The following is a 16,024-nucleotide window of genomic DNA, read 5'->3' as shown; positions in this document are numbered from 1 at the left end:
CTAATAATCTTCAATTAATGTACGTGCTGCATCAGCGATATCTGTTGCATTTGGTAACCATGTACTTTCAAGTTGTGGGAATGGGTACACTGAGTCAGGTGCCGTTACACGACTTACCGGTGCTTCAAGATCTAAGAAAAATCTTTCACTGACTTCTGACATAACATGACTTGCCACTCCAGCTGTTCGTTGTGCTTCTTGAACAACTAAAACACGACCTGTCTTAGAGACTGATTCTCCAATTGTTGGAATATCAAGCGGTGCAATGGTACGTAAGTCTAAGACTTCAACACTATGACCTTCTTTTTCTAAAGCTTCTGCTGCTTTACGTGCTTCTACTACCATTTGTCCGTAACTGATAATGGTAACGTCAGTTCCTTCAACAACAACATTTGCTTTATCTAAAGGAACTTCATAGATACCTTCAGGTACTTCAACACGTTCGCCACGATATAGTTTTAAGTGTTCTAAGAATAACACTGGATCATTACTACGAATTGATGAAATGAGTAATCCTTTGGCATCATAAGGGTTTGATGGAATAACAACACGAATACCTGGGTATTGCGCAATCATTCCCTCATAACTATCTGAGTGAACTTCTGGTGTTTGAACGCCACCACCATAAGGTGCACGAACTACAATTGGTGCTACAATGTTTCCACCTGTACGGAAACGAATACGAGCCATATGGTTAGCCAATGAATCAATTGCTTCAGTAATAAAACCTAAGAATTGAATTTCTGGCATCGGTCTAAAACCTTCCGCTGCAAGACCAATTGACAATCCCAAGATTCCTGATTCTGCTAATGGTGTATCAAAGACACGGTCTTCTCCATGTTTTTGTTGTAAGCCATCAGTTGCACGGAAAACACCACCGTTTTTACCAACGTCTTCTCCGAAAATTAAAACTTTTTCATCGTCTGCTAGCATCACATCTAATGCATCTGTGATCGCTTCTACCATGTTTTTAACAGCCATTATTTATTCTCCTTTTCTAAGTAAATATTGTATTGTTCTTCGATTGCCGGTGGCATTTCTTCAAACAAATCTTTTAAGTAATTTGAAACTTTTTGTGGTGGAAGTGCACGTGATTCTTCTAAAGCAACCTTAACTTCTTCTTGAGCTGCTTCAATGATTGCGTCTTCCTTTTCTTCATCCCATAGACCTTTTTCAGTTAAGAAATTTCTCATTCTGATTAATTGATCTTTTGGTTTCCATTCTTCGACTAATTCATTTTCACGGTAACGACGTGGGTCATCACTCAATGTATGAGGTCCATAACGGAATGTTAAGAATTCTAATAATACAGGACCATTTCCTGCAACTGCATAGTCACGTGCTGCACGCGTTGCTGCATAAACTGCAAATGGATCCATTCCATCAACAAATAAATGAGCAATTCCTACACCCACTCCTTTTTGTGAAAGTGTTGCTGCACGAGTTTGGAAACTACGTGGTACTGAGATACCAAATCCATTATTTTGTGCAATAAAGATAACTGGTGCATCATAGACTCCTGCAAAGTTAATTCCTTCGTAGAAATCCCCTTGTGATGTACCTCCATCACCAATATATGTCATTGCAACATTTTTCTTACCGTTTTTCTTCAAGCCAAGCCCAACACCTGCTGCTTGAATAATTTGTGCCCCAATTAGAACTTGAGGTGGGAAAGCTTTAATTGACTTATCATAACGGAAGCCATCAGTGTGTCCGTTGTACCAACTCATCGCTTGACGTGTATCAATACCATGACGAATCAATGGTGGAACATCACGATATGTTGGTAATAACCAGTCACCATTCTCTAATGCATATTGAGAAATTAACTGAGCTGCTTCTTGTCCTTCGGTTGGAGGCAAGTTACCTACCAATCCTTGACGACTCAAGATACTCACTCGTTCGTTATACTCACGTCCCCATACCATGATCTCCATCATTTCAACCAATTGCTCATCTGTTAATTCAGGCATATAGTCTTTATTAACGATTTTTCCTGTTTCATCCATAATTTGGAATAACTTCGGCTCCTTGTTAGAGTCCTTCAGAATTTTCTTGTAATCTATTACTTTTGCCATTGTTTGTCCTTTCCGTCTTTTTAGACATATCTTTCTTATACAAATTGCATAAACCTTGATAAATCAAAGAATGATAGCGCTATCACTTCTTGACTTCATTATAGAATTGATTAGACTTTTTTCCCAATACAACCTGTTTTTAGATATAAATGTTTTTTATGACGTTCGTTTTAAGGCTTAAACAGTGGTGCAAAAACATCACTTTTTCACAAGTAGTCATAAAAACTATTGATATAAAAAGTTTTTATGGTGATTTTGAATGTAAAAAAACTCAATTTTTATATCTATTGAGTCATTTTTTGTGTTGGCTTTTCATACTATTAAAATAAAAATTCTAAAAATAGAATGTTGATAAGCTTTGCATTTACTGTTTTTTTCATATTATGAGAATATAAAAAGACCATTCAAATAAATGGCCTCTATACATTACATTTATCAAAACCCATAGAAAAACTCTAGGCTTTTGAGACTTCTTTCATGACTTCATAAAGTTTTTTGACATCTTCAATTCGAGTTAATCCTGTTTCTTTATCAATAATTGATGAATAGACATGTGGAATAACTTTTGGAACCTTTGCATCGATTGCGATTTTAATAATTTCTTTGAAGTTGTCTAGTGTGATTCCGCCTGTAGGTTCAATCATAAAGTTTTCTTGTGCACATGCTTCACACACTGCTTTATATTCTTCAATCGTTTCTAATCCGTTCATAGGAAAGAACTTTACTGAACTTGCCCCCATCTCTTTTAACATTGCAATTGCTGTTTCAATAGGAACCTCTGTTGCCACTTTTTCTTGACTCAAGTAACCAGTTGCCATGTTAACATAGCCTGGACGTCCAGTTGGACCAACAAGTGCATTAACAATCGTTTCGTCTTGGCCTAATCTAGCTCTAGTAAATCCTGTTGCTGTGCAGATTTGATTGACATGAGGAGCTTGGAGTTCTCCTGCGAGTTCCGCGACCATTTTCCATTGTTTTGGATCACCTGCACCAAGTCCAATTGATAACGCTCCATTAATATTAACAGATAAATCACTCATAGCTGTAATTGCTTGTTCATTTGTTTCGTAGTTTTTTGATAACATCCCAATGAGAACATGACCTTGGGTGACTTCATATATTTCTTTTGCATTTTCTTTATCATGAGATAAGACATTTAAACAAATCTTATCATTTAAAAACTTTACACTTTTATGCATTCTTGAATCTCCTTATCAATTCGTTTATATATTTCTTTTAACTCATCGTCATTCACATCTCGAATATCGATTTCTATAATTCCTTCATTTTGTCGATAATCACGAGTATAAATTTTATTGTTTCCGGTTTGCATTTGCGTCACGATTGAACGTGCTAATGCGGCTGGAGTAAATGTTAATTCAGATCTAAATATTGGTCGACCAGCACCATCTTGGACAATTTTACACGCTACATACTCACTGCCTTCAAAATATTGATTGAATGTTTGGAGTCTGTTTTTTTGACTTTCGATACTTTCTGGTTCTTTGTCTAAGTATTCATCAATCGCATTCGTCAGTGAAAACAGTGCTTCTTTACCTACCTTCATGACACGCCCAATTCCTAATCCTTGAAGTCGGATGAATTCTATAAAATCTTTTTTTCCAACAATTAAACCACTAGTTGGTCCTTCAATTGCTTTGGTTCCACTATAAATAACTGCATCAGCGCCCTTGTGAGCATACATCTTTAAGTTACCTTCTGCTGCGGCATCAATGATAATGGGAATTTGATGATGATGAGCTAGTTCAATGACATCATTGACACTTGCCATTGATTTTTGAACAGCATGATGAGAAACAACATAAAGGATTGCAGCTGTATTTTTGTTAATCATTTGGGCATAATCATCAATTGAACATTCATTTGCATACCCTGCTTCCACAATTTTCCCACCACCCATACGAATGGGAACCTCGATGCTTGTTCCATAATTTACAATATGACCTTTGGCGATAACAATCTCATTTTTTATAATCTTATCACTATAAACATTCATAATAAATTGACGATTATCTTGGGCAATAGCTGCACCAACACTTTGAGCAATTCCAGAAGAAGCACTTGAAACGATGTGGGCTGCTTCAACACCAATTCTCTTAGCAAGGAACTGACTTGATTCCTTTAGCAATTCCTCCATTAAATAAAACGTTTGACTTCCTTCTTTAAGAGCTTGAGCCGCCCTTTCTGATAAAACAGATCCGCCAAGAACCGTCATCTTTCCTGACGCATTAATAATTCGACTTAAATTATTTTTGAGTTCCATAGTACTCTCCTTTCACAATACAGCCAAGTGTCTCAAATCCTTGACATTGCTTTCGTTCATTACCATTAGAGTCAAACAACGATTGGTTAATTTCATGATATTTAAAGATCGTAAAGTCTGGATAATTACCAACTTCAAGGTCACCTTGATGCTTTAGATTCAATACTTGCGCAGGCTTGGTGGTTACCATTGCAAGCACTCTTTCTTTTTCATATCCTAGGAATAGCATTTTATTCATGGTTGTCGCTAAATCATAAACCGGACCTTTCTCCATGTTACGTGAATAAATATCAGTCGAGATTGTATCCAGTGTGAATGATTGAGCGATTGCTTGTTCACCAACTTCAAAATTAAAGCTATCTGTGCCATGCCCTAAATCAAGAATAATACCGTCATTTTTTGCTTTCCACATGAAATCAAGAACCTTATTATCGTTATCTAGTATTCCATTCGCTTTACCATTATAAACATGAGTTATAATGTCATCTTTTTCTAGTAAAGTCACGATATCCTTGAGCTTGGGAGGGTTTGATCCAATATGGACCATCACAGGTTTGTTGAGACTGCGACCAGCTTTTTTCGCAATTTTAAGTGGTTCCACATCATTTTCACCAACAACACTTTGACTCATACGCGCTTTAATTCCCACAATAAATTCTGGATATTGATTGATTTTTTTAATCACCGATTCTTTGTTAACAAAATTCATATCGCTTAACTCATTTTGTCTTTCAATACCTAATTCAGAAATATTTATAAAGGCATATACACGCGTTTTACTTGTTAGTGTATCGTTGTAGAATTGATCTATATGATTAAACCCTGTTGTTCCCGCATCCACAATTGTTGTAACACCTGTTCGAATACCAATTGTATCAGCATTTGCTTCATAAAGATCAAAGCCTTCAAAACAATGAGTATGCATATCAATCCAACCCGCTGAGAGATAGCTATTTGGGGGTAAAATTACTTCTTCACAGGATTGGCACTCTAAGTTATTTCCAAGTTTAATAATTTGCTCATCATTATAAATAATATCAATTCTTTTATTATTGAGGAGTCTTGCATTTCGTATTATTTTATTCATTGATACTTCACATCCATTCTAGCCATTTAACGAATAATTTTCGAACCGTTCGATGATAAACCTTGTTCAATCATCTTTTCTGTCACAAGACACTTATCACCTTGTATAGAGTGACTCAAAACACCACTCATACTTGCTCTATCCACAATCCTTTGTAGGCTTTCTTCCCTCAAGATTCCCGCAATCGCGCGAGCAGCATAGGCATCACCTGTTCCAACAGGATCCAAAACATCTTGTATATCATAAATCGAACTTAAGACATACTCATCTTGACTCATGATAAATCCTTGATAATCATGATTGTTTTTATGAGTCCCCAAAAATAATTCGATCTCATATTTTTCAATAAATGCTTTGAGCAATTTTTCATCATCACAATCTAATTCTAAAAAGTTTTTTGCATCATATCTTGAGCCAAAAACGATGTCAGCATAATTCAGTACCTGTTCATAATTGTTCTTAATTTCTTGTTTTTTAACAAGTGAGGGACGAACATTACAATCAAATATGATGGTGATATCTTGTTTATCCGCAACTTCAATCATCCTTAAACAATTTTCACGGCTCGTATTTGATGTCGTTAATGCAATGCCACAAAGATGAACCGCACAAACTCCTTGTAATGCTTCTTCAATTTCTAAAACAGTTAATTTCCTCGTATTAAAACTACTTAAACTTCGATCTAAATACGTAACTTCACTTGGACGAAAGCCATGGCCCTTTTCCAAAATATAAGATCCCATATGCTCGCCATAAGTCTTAATTAGACGACTATCAATTCCCACTTTTTGTATTGTTTCCAGTGCAGCTTTTCCTAAATTATTGTCAGGTAATGCTGTTAGGAGTGTTGTCTCAATGCCAAAAGAGGATAAACCACTTAAAACATTTAAACCTGTCCCAACAAATGAATATTTAAATTGATTGGACTGTTGGAGTAAATCATGATCCAGCACTTCCAACCGGAGCATAACTTCACCAAAAGCTAATACTTTCATACATTGACCTCCTCATGTCTAAAAAGGGGCGTTATGCCCCTTGAATTTCTTTTTCCTTTTCTAACTGTTGTCTTTCAAACACTTTAAAGAATGGATAATAAATCAAGAACGATACAACAAAGTTAACCAATACAATTACACCTGCCATAACTGTCCAATCTGTACTCATCCAAGCGGCGATTGGTGCGAGTACTGTAAATGGTAATCGAGCAACCATCATAGGAATGATTCCTAACTTCAATGCTATATAGGCAATGGTTGTCATCACCATTGGTGCAATGATGAAAGGAATTGCTAGGATAGGATTCATTACAATTGGAGCACCAAATATAATCGGTTCATTGATATTAAATAAACCAGGAACAAACGATAATCGACCAAGTTTCTTTAAAAACTTAGATTTTGAGAACATAAACATCACAACAAGTGCAAGCGTTCCTCCTGAACCACCAATCCAAGCAAACCATTGAATAAATTGTTCAGTAAAGATATTAGGCATTTGATCGGCTGGAACACCTGCTGCAAATGCTTCCATATTTTCAGCAATTGACATATCCCAAAATGGACGAATAATGGGTCCTAAAATCGCAGGTCCATGAATCCCCATTACCCAGAACATAACAATTAAGAAAACCGTCAATAATCCACCAAGTAAACTATTTCCAGTGAGTAATCCTTTGAGTGGCATGAGTAACATTGATAAGAATCCATTGATATCAAAATTTAAACCATAGCGTAAACCAACAAAAATAAAGATCACGACTGCAGTTGGTAACAATGCTGCAAAAGAGTTCGCAACTTCTGGTGGAACACCTTCAGGCATTTTAATGGTCCAATTCTTTTCTTTCATAAATTTCAAAATCTCAACAGCAGCAATCGAGGTAACAATCGCTGCAAAAAGAGACGATGAACCAAGTGCACCTAGATTAATGAATCGACCTGCACCAATAACACCTTCCACAGGATCGATAACGCGTGTTGGAACAACTGTACTAATTAAAAAAGCAAGAACAGCTAATAATCCAGCTGACGTTGAATCAATTTTATAAGTATTCGCAAGATGTTGCGCAATGGTAAATGTACAATACAAACTCATTAATCCAACCGTATACCTAAACGGAATATCTAAAACCGCACGATAAGGTTCAATCATCGCCGCCAAACTATCAACAGGTAGATTTAAAAGAACTGTAAAAAACGATCCCACAATCGTTAAAGGCAAGGTTGCAATAATCCCCGATCTTATTGCTTGCATGTGCCTTTGACTACTAATTTTCATCGCTGCAGGCATTAACTTCATTTCTAAGTAAGACATAAAAGCTTCCATATCTTCTCCTCCTTACCTAAAAGATAACATTATAATGTTATAATGTAAAGGGTTTCTTTTGTGAAAGTTGTTATGTCATGCATTTTTTTTACAATATCAATTTTGAAAGTTTAGTTTCTCCAAAAGCCAGTCGAAATAACTTTCTTTTTCGTAAATAATTCTTGCTTCAATCGGCATCGAGGGAATGGCTTTTATCACCTCATCTTTGTTTTTTAATTCTGTTTCATTGAGTGCTACTTTGGCTTTATACAATAGTAAGTTGCCTTCTGGTGTTTCTTGAGTAATTGTTCCTGAATCAATTTCAACCAATGTTCCTTGTAGAGTCCCGTATTTTGTTGAATTAACACCGTTCATTGCAACCTTAACATCTTGCATTATGTCAACTCTTGAAATGTCGTGTGCATTTATATAGGCTTCTGCTATTAGCAAGTCTGGATTTGATGTCGAAACCTCAGCAACAACTTGGTTTTGTTGAAGTGAGAGCCCAACATGCATTGGCCTAAGATAATGAAGTTTTCCACTTTGATTTGTCTTAATTTTATACGATTCTGTCTGATCAGTCACTAACTTGATACTTGACTCAAGCTCATTGATCCGTGTTTCGACTTGCGTGCGATTTTTTCCAAGTTCCATTAACATCTGAGCATGCATTGAATTGTTTTTATTAACAGGGGATGTGACTTGTTCTTCCAACCGAGCTACTTCATCTTGCTTAGTCTCAACTTCACTTTTTAGCTTTTCCAATTCATCGCGATCATTTTCCTCTAAATTCATTCTTTTTTGAATTTCATCGTATTTAAAGCTTAGACTTTTTTGCTGCTTAGTTAGTTTACTTATACGCTCCCTAAAACTTGCTTGGGGGTTTTCCTTTTGTTTAAGTTCATTCAATGTTTCTTGATTCTCTGTAATTTGACGCTGAAGTCTATCTAATTTTTCGTGATGATCAGTGATGGTTATCTTACTCACCTTTTCTTTTAACGTTTCATATTTTTCTTTTTCTTTTTTCAAGGCAGTTTCTTTTTTCTTTAACTCTTCTTTCACATCTTGGTTCGAAACATTACTTATTTTTTTCTCCCCTAAGTAGTACTCCAGGTATGCATAATATTCTTGTTCTAGCCCCTTATTTTTCATTAAGTTCTTCTCTTGTTCCAACGAACTTTGATATTTATCCATGATTTTTATTTTTTCTTTTAGATGCTTGACTTGTGTTAAGTACGCTTCAATTTCTAATGTTTCTTTTCCATCACTCACAAGCATAATAACATCGCCCTTTTTAACATCTTCCCCTTCTTTTTTTAATACTTCAATAACACCACCATTTACATTGGAAGAAACATATTCTAAATCACTACTTTTAAGACAGCCTTGTGCCTTGACGATGTATGTTTTTTGAATCATTGTTGATGTAAAAAGAGCAGTTATCATTAGCAATGTTATAAAAATTGTGAAAGCCAAACCAAACTTCGGTGGTCTTTTATCAAAAAAAATACGACTTGAGTGAAGATGTTCTTTTGAATATAATTTCATAATTTTCTTTCTGGTCTAAATAAATCCATGACCAAATGATCTTGACCATCCTCAACAATAATCGTATATGTTATATCTTTAGCCATTAGATCGTGTTCATAAAAGTATAAATCTAACTTATTATGAGCAAAATTAATATACTGAGGATGATCTTCGAATCGAAGATAAACACAATGTTCTTCTGTTAATCGTTCATATGTCTTGTACATGTCTTTATAGTTTTTATAGTTATGGGCTTGAACCATCACATCATAGTTCACTGTTATATTTCCTTTATCATCCATTGAACTGCCAAATGCTTTGGTAATTAATGGGCCAAAACTTTGCACATTTAAAACTTGTAATTGTGCGACAAACTGATTAATTTTGTCATCAAGCACATCCAATGATATATTTCTCAACTCGTGGCAAACAACATGTTTAAGCACAAGTTTCTTGTTTTCAACAACTGTTAGTTTAGACATATGATACCTCATCTCCTTCTTTAGAATTTCTCTCAAAACTATTTGTCTTTGTTAAACCTCTTTGAATTCGAATCATAGATGCGTATTGACCATCTTGTTTCATCAACTCATCATGACTTCCTTGTTCGATGATCTGTCCTTTATCTAGAAAGAAGATCTTGTCACATTGAACAATCGTTGATAAACGATGTGCAATGACAATGGTTGTTTTGGTTTGAATTGTTTCAAAGATTAAACGGTGAATTTTTTGTTCACTAAATGAATCAAGATTTGAAGTTGCTTCATCAAAAAGAAAAATATCAGGATTTTTTAATAAAGCGCGTGCGATTGCAAGTCGTTGCTTTTCACCACCTGAAAGATTACTGCCGCCTTCTTCAATAAACGAGCCATATCGATTCGGCATTTTTTCGATAAAATTCGATGCCCCCGACATTTGACAAGCGATCACAATTTCTTCATAACTTACTGAAGCATTACCTACTTTTAAATTATCAAGGACTGTCCCTGTAAACAATTCTATATTTTGAGGAATATAAGCGATTTTTTCTCGTAAATAGGTATGGTCAATATCTCGTAAATCACAATTTGAGATGGTTATCAATCCATCATTACACTCAATAAATTTCATGAGTAAACGAGCAATCGTACTTTTACCTGCACCACTCTCGCCAACAAACGCTATTTTATTTCCATGTTGAATTTTTAAATTCATGTTATTCAAAACAGGCGCTCGTGATCCATAAGCAAAGCGAACATCTTTGAACTCTATATCACCGGTAAGATCAATGTTTGTCCGAGACTCTTTTTTATGGTTTTCTGTCTTCAAACTCATGAGTTCACTTAAACGCGTCATGGAAATCTGTGCTTCTTGAAATGTAATTTGTAATAATACTAAGTTTTGTACCGGTTCTGTAAAATATTGACTCAGTGTCTGAAAAACGAGCAAATCACCAACACTCATCTTGTTGTCAATGATATAGAGTGCACCAACACCCATAAAAACGACCTGCCCTAAGGCTGCGACAAAATTAACTATGAACCCTTGAACATTCTTTAAGACCCCGACTTTGTAATCCAGTTTTAAGGAAGTGACATACCGTTGCTCTAATTTATTCATTTGTTCTTTTTCATCACCCATTGATTTTACTGTTTCTATATTTTCAATCGACTCAATAAGTTGAGAATTTAACATCGAACTAGATTCCATTTGCTCATAGTTATATTTTTTATAAGGTCTTTTAAAAAGATAAATTAAAACAACATTTATGCAAACCATGAGGATTAAAATTAAGAAAAGTTTTGAATTTAAATGCCACAAAGCAACACCCGAGATCAAGGATAGTAAAACATCCATCACTAACGATATCGATAAAGATGTAAATATTTCCTTAATGGTCATTGCATCTTGAAATCGTGTTAATACATCCCCAACTCTTCGTGTAATAAAAAAGAAATATGGAAGATGAATCACATGGTTGTAATAACCTAAAAGAAGCGGTATATCAATTTTCCTTGATAAGAATAAAAGGACATGTTGTCGGAATGCAGAGAGTAAATTTTGAATGAGGGATACTAAAATAAAGAACACCAAAAAGAGTAAAAGACTTTTCTTGAGTTGAAATGGAATAATTTCATCCATGAGTATCTTTGAAAATAAACTTGATAATATCCCTAGTAAACTAAGAATTAACGACATGATGATTGTGGTTATAAGCAGTTTCTTTTGTGGAAGAATCAATAGTTTAAATACTTCAAACATCGACTTATCTTTGAGAGTAGCTTTTTCAAATTCACTGGTTGGCGTCAACACAATAAGTACGCCTGAAAACCACGCATTAAATTCTTCTTTACTTTGCTTACTCACATCTTTCGCCGGGTCAGCAATAATAAAATCCTGATTCTTAGTAATTCGATGTATAACAACAAAATGATTAAGTCCTTCTTTAGTTTTAACATGAGCAATAGCTGGCAGTGTAAGATCAGATGTTAGATCATCCGTCGTCGTTTTAATCGCTTTAACATTAAAGTGTAGTTTTTCTAACCCTTCAACAATTCCTTTCACACTGGTACCATAGGCATCAGTTCCGATAATTTCTCTAATTTTCATCAGAGACCTCTCTTGCTTATAGCTCAAAAGTACAGTCGCAATCGTAGCTGCGGCACAATCTGATGCATCGTGTTGATGAATATTATGATATTTTCTTAAAAAAACAGTCTTAAATCTTTTTAGCATCCTGACATCTCCCCTAAAAGACACTCATTTAAAGTAATGGATTTGATAGAGAATTGTTCTCAATCATTGATCTGCCCACTCTTCATACACTCTTTAATTAAATGTTTAGACTCAAAAACCCTAGAAGATTTTTTTGATATAAACCTGAAATTTCAGACAATAATAAAGGGGTTCATTTTTTTATGAAATGAGCTCAAGAAGCATTGTTGTTATATATGTCTTATTGAAAATCTCTTCAGCATTAAATGATTGTCCAAATTAATCAGTGAAATTAATTGTATGTTCTTTCTTTTCATTGACTGATTAGTCTCGACAAAATATGTTTCAACATGAATCTATGCTTTTCAAATTTATTTTGGAAATAAAAAAACTATACATATATTAAGAAGTTAAAATACAAGTATTTCCTCTTAATTATACGTATAGTTTTGTATTGAAAAACATGACAATCTTGGAATTGTGAATTGAAAGTCTTACTTAAAGATTATGGATAAGTATATGATCCTGAACCATTGATGTATACGCCTGCAACAGTCCCAGACTCATTTCTAGTTATGAAGTAATATTTATCATTTTTGAAAACCCCAGTCCATGATACTCTGCCACTTTTTGATGCCCCTGATTTAGAGTAAGCAGGTAGGCTAATATTCGAAACTATTGTTTTAGTAGTCCCTACTTTGCACTAACTTAAAGCAAAAATACCGATTATAATGCTATAAATTTTGTTTTTCATACATTGTCTCTTTTTTCAATAATTTATAAACACTCCTAATTAAAGTATACCCCAACACAAATCCAATTGAATTAGCAATTAAGTCATTTATATCAAAATATCTATCAAGATTGATTGAGTAAGCTAGAATCAGCTGAATAAATTCTATAGATAGAATAAAGAGAAAAGAAAAAAGCATTGATTTCTTAAAATTATATCCATGATAATACCATAGAATCCCCAGTGGAATAGTCATCATAATATTTAAAAGAAACTGTTTTGAGAAAACGTTTTGGAAAGGTTTTAGCAATATAATATCTGAAAGCTGACGTATTCCTGCAATTTCTTCATAAAATAGCAAACCAGCTTTACTTATTGGAATCGGAAAAATTGTGACATCAATAACAGCACAAAAATAACCCAAAGTACAAGTGTTCAGTATAATTCTTTTTTTATCGTATTTTTTATATATCATGTAAGTTAAATATAATATAAAAAAAATAAAATAATAAATAATTCCAGTCATAAGTCTTGATTCCATATATATCCCCCGTCTAATTATTAATATCTTATTAAAAACATTAAAAATAGCACTTTTATAAAATCTTCTAATTTCCTAGATTTACATGAGCAATTATAATTATTTATTGCGCAGCATCTCTGAATCCTAATCCAACTATAGCAAGCACTTTAGCCAAAGTCAATTTTTCATACAAATCATTAAATACAACCATTATATACATATTATCTTTCAATTTACACTAAATACAGGAGTTTAATAATTAGTTAAAATATTTTTGGTGCGTACCTTGATGATCTCGATTGTATATCCGCTGAAATGGAAGGAGAGGTCTGAAGTATTATTTAATAGATATGAAGAGATCACAATCAAGTCATTTTTTTAGATGACAATTAAAAGCAGAACAAAAAATATCGTATTATAATTTAACTAAATCAAGATTAAAAAGACTTAGTCCTGTGGAATACAGAAACTAAGTACTTCAATTAAATCATTCAATGCTTTTTATTAAAATTATTGAGGTCACTTTATCTAGGCTTTAAATCTCATATTCAATCATATAAGGCATAATATCACTGTTGTAATAACCATGTGACACTTCAATAACTTCATTATCTAAACTATAAGATAAGCGTTTCCTTAGAAGAAGATGTTCATCCTCTAACTCCAGCACTTCCATCATCACTGCATCAGCAATTCCGACAGAAAATTGATCTTGGAAATGCGAGACATCATGACCATGATTCGATAACCAATGGTAAATTGAATATTCTTTTATTTCCTCTAAAGCCTCTTCGTTACTTTGATCAACTACAGGAAAAAAATGATTAAAATATATAAAAGCTTGACCATCTAGTTTATAAATTCTACTTAATTTCAGACAATCTTTTTTGAAGTATTGATGCATTTCATCTTCCTTATCAAACCGAATGATTTCAAGATTTAATAACTCCTTTTCTAAGTCATGATTTTTTTCTAATAATGTAGAATAAGAAACTGCTTTCGATAATTTATTAAACAAACGATTACTAATGACACGCGTTCCTTTGCCACTTCGTTTTACTACATATCCCTCATCAGCAAGTATTTGTACTGCTTGACGAACCGTAATTTTACTCACACCAAAAATTTCTTCTAATTCCGTTTCTGTTGGAAGGTAAGAATTCACTGGATAATTCCCACTTAGAATATCAGCTTTAATCTGATTCGCAACATTTTGATATAATAATCCCTTCAAATAAATCCACTCCTTTTATAATATATTCCATAGTTATTTTAAAAAATAATCATTCCTTACGACTTTGACGATTCACATGATTAATGCCCCAATCATGTAGACTTGATAAAATAGGTTTAATCGTCATACCATACTCCGTCATTGAATAGACAACTTTTGGAGGTATCTCTGGATACTCTTCTCTAAGAATTAATCCTTCTTCTTCTAACTCTTTAAGTTGACTCGATAGCATTTTAGGGGTGATTCCGACTATTTTCCGTTTGAGTTGCCCATACCTAAGCGGACCTTCGTAGATAAGTGTTAATAAGATTGTAGGTTTCCATTTTCCTGTTATAATCGCTAAAGCATCATCAACTCTACAAAAAACAACATGTTCAAACTCTGTCATTATAGCCTCTTTCTATCTAATAGTAACCTCTAAGATACTAACTAACATTAAAGTACGTACTTCCATTCTCCTAATAATTATACCATAATTGTAATATAGGAAAGGCGGATTAATGAATGAAAAAATTTGAAATTGGAATTTACTCGTTGGGTGATTACCTTCATGACCCAGCAACAGGAAAAAGAATTAGTGAACAAGAACGAATTGAACAAATAATAAACGCTGCGAAACTAGCCGATGAACTTGGACTCGATATTTTTGCACTCGGAGAATCTCATCAAGAACATTTTATTTCTCAAGCTCATGCCGTTATTCTTGGAGCAATCGCAAGAGAAACAAACAATATCACGCTTTCCAGTTCAGCAACGATTGTCTCAACATCAGACCCTGTTCGTATTTATGAAAACTTTACAACCATTGATTTAATGTCTAATGGACGAGCAGAAATCGTTGGTGGACGTGCTTCTCGACTTGGTCTCTTTGAATTACTTGGGTACAATGTCCGTGATTACGAAACTTTATTTGAAGAAAAATTTGAACTTTTACTGAAATTAAATAAAGAAGATAAAATTACTTGGCGTGGTCGTTTTCGAGCACCTTTAGAAGATGCCGTTTTATATCCAAAACCATTGCGGGGGTCTCTACCGATTTGGCGTGCTGTTGGCGGTCCACCACAAAGTGCAGTTTTGGCTGGACAACAAGGTGTACCAATGATGCTTGCTACACTGGCAGGGCCTGCAAGTTTGTTCAATCATTCAGTAGAGGCATATCGAAAAAACTATCAGGCGTTTGGACATAATTTAGATGAAATGCGGGTTGGAGTTACTAATCTTTTCCATACAGCAGAAACAGATGAAAAAGCATTCAAAAACTTCTACCAATATGTCAACAATACCTTTATTAATTCAAATGGACACCCTTTTAATCGAGAAGCATATGTTGATGCTCTTGATATTAGAAATGTTATACTTGTTGGGAGTCCACAGACGATCATTGATAAGATTTTATATCAATATGAAATTTATAACAATGATCGCGTTATGCTTCAACTCGATCTTGGTGGTATGCCTTGGGATCAAGTTGACTATAATATCAGAATGATTGCGGAAGTCATTGCTCCTGCCGTTCGTCAAGGGATCGCGCAAATTGATGAAAGAAAAGAGGAAGAGTAA

General features: G+C 34.2%; 14 protein-coding genes. 1 reads left to right on the top strand and 13 read right to left on the bottom strand.

Translation table 11 applies throughout. From position 1 onward, the window contains the following. From GVV10_RS01640 to GVV10_RS01580, 13 genes are all read right to left on the bottom strand, one after another. Window positions 1-981 (bottom strand): alpha-ketoacid dehydrogenase subunit beta, encoded by a 981-nt coding sequence (locus GVV10_RS01640; protein ID WP_159518891.1) that lies wholly within the window; start codon window positions 979-981, stop codon window positions 1-3. Further along, window positions 981-2,078, bottom strand: coding sequence for a pyruvate dehydrogenase (acetyl-transferring) E1 component subunit alpha (gene pdhA / locus GVV10_RS01635; RefSeq protein ID WP_159518889.1), 1,098 nt, complete (start codon window positions 2,076-2,078; stop codon window positions 981-983). The genes GVV10_RS01640 and pdhA overlap by 1 nt, the downstream gene beginning before the upstream one ends. A gap of 455 nt (window positions 2,079-2,533) precedes the next feature. Next, window positions 2,534-3,277, bottom strand: a complete 744-nt coding sequence (gene dagF, locus GVV10_RS01630) for a 2-dehydro-3-deoxy-phosphogluconate aldolase (RefSeq protein WP_159518887.1) — start codon at window positions 3,275-3,277, stop codon at window positions 2,534-2,536. Beyond that, entirely contained in the window at window positions 3,262-4,362 is a 1,101-nt protein-coding gene (locus GVV10_RS01625) for a DgaE family pyridoxal phosphate-dependent ammonia lyase (protein WP_159518885.1), read from the bottom strand. Before GVV10_RS01625 ends, dagF begins: the two co-directional genes overlap by 16 nt. Next, entirely contained in the window at window positions 4,346-5,449 is a 1,104-nt protein-coding gene (locus GVV10_RS01620) for an amidohydrolase/deacetylase family metallohydrolase (protein ID WP_159518883.1), read from the bottom strand. The genes GVV10_RS01625 and GVV10_RS01620 overlap by 17 nt, the downstream gene beginning before the upstream one ends. Before the next feature lie 26 nt (window positions 5,450-5,475). Further along, window positions 5,476-6,444, bottom strand: coding sequence for a sugar kinase (locus GVV10_RS01615; RefSeq protein WP_159518881.1), 969 nt, complete (start codon window positions 6,442-6,444; stop codon window positions 5,476-5,478). A 31-nt stretch (window positions 6,445-6,475) separates the two neighbouring features. Next, window positions 6,476-7,771 (bottom strand): PTS sugar transporter subunit IIC, encoded by a 1,296-nt coding sequence (locus GVV10_RS01610; protein WP_159518879.1) that lies wholly within the window; start codon window positions 7,769-7,771, stop codon window positions 6,476-6,478. Window positions 7,772-7,867: 96 nt separating this feature from the next. Next, complete coding sequence (locus GVV10_RS01605) at window positions 7,868-9,298, bottom strand: HlyD family efflux transporter periplasmic adaptor subunit (RefSeq protein ID WP_159518877.1); 1,431 nt, start codon at window positions 9,296-9,298, stop codon at window positions 7,868-7,870. After that, window positions 9,295-9,762 (bottom strand): AraC family transcriptional regulator, encoded by a 468-nt coding sequence (locus tag GVV10_RS01600; RefSeq protein ID WP_159518875.1) that lies wholly within the window; start codon window positions 9,760-9,762, stop codon window positions 9,295-9,297. The genes GVV10_RS01605 and GVV10_RS01600 overlap by 4 nt, the downstream gene beginning before the upstream one ends. Then, window positions 9,755-11,995: a peptidase domain-containing ABC transporter gene (locus GVV10_RS01595; RefSeq protein ID WP_159518873.1), complete on the bottom strand. Its 2,241-nt coding sequence runs from the start codon at window positions 11,993-11,995 to the stop codon at window positions 9,755-9,757. The genes GVV10_RS01600 and GVV10_RS01595 overlap by 8 nt, the downstream gene beginning before the upstream one ends. Window positions 11,996-12,708: 713 nt before the next feature. Next, the gene (locus GVV10_RS01590) at window positions 12,709-13,233 is read right to left on the bottom strand and encodes a VanZ family protein (protein ID WP_201289964.1); all 525 of its coding nucleotides are present in this window, start codon (window positions 13,231-13,233) and stop codon (window positions 12,709-12,711) included. Between the two features lie 532 nt (window positions 13,234-13,765). Continuing rightward, entirely contained in the window at window positions 13,766-14,464 is a 699-nt protein-coding gene (locus GVV10_RS01585) for a GntR family transcriptional regulator (protein WP_159518869.1), read from the bottom strand. 49 nt (window positions 14,465-14,513) lie between these two features. Next, window positions 14,514-14,852 carry a winged helix-turn-helix transcriptional regulator gene (locus GVV10_RS01580; protein WP_159518867.1) on the bottom strand — a complete coding sequence of 113 codons (339 nt, stop codon included), beginning with the start codon at window positions 14,850-14,852 and terminating at the stop codon, window positions 14,514-14,516. Between the two features lie 116 nt (window positions 14,853-14,968). On the opposite strand from GVV10_RS01580, the gene GVV10_RS01575 reads away from it, so the two are divergent. Further along, a complete protein-coding gene (locus GVV10_RS01575) occupies window positions 14,969-16,024 on the top strand; it encodes an LLM class flavin-dependent oxidoreductase (protein ID WP_159518865.1) in 1,056 nt (351 codons plus the stop codon).

Origin of the sequence: Erysipelothrix urinaevulpis (assembly GCF_009828835.1) — a bacterium.
Taxonomy (GTDB): domain Bacteria; phylum Bacillota_I; class Bacilli_A; order Erysipelotrichales; family Erysipelotrichaceae; genus Erysipelothrix; species Erysipelothrix urinaevulpis.
Note: the sequence above shows the minus strand (reverse complement) of the source record. Positions and strands in the feature narration are given on the sequence as shown.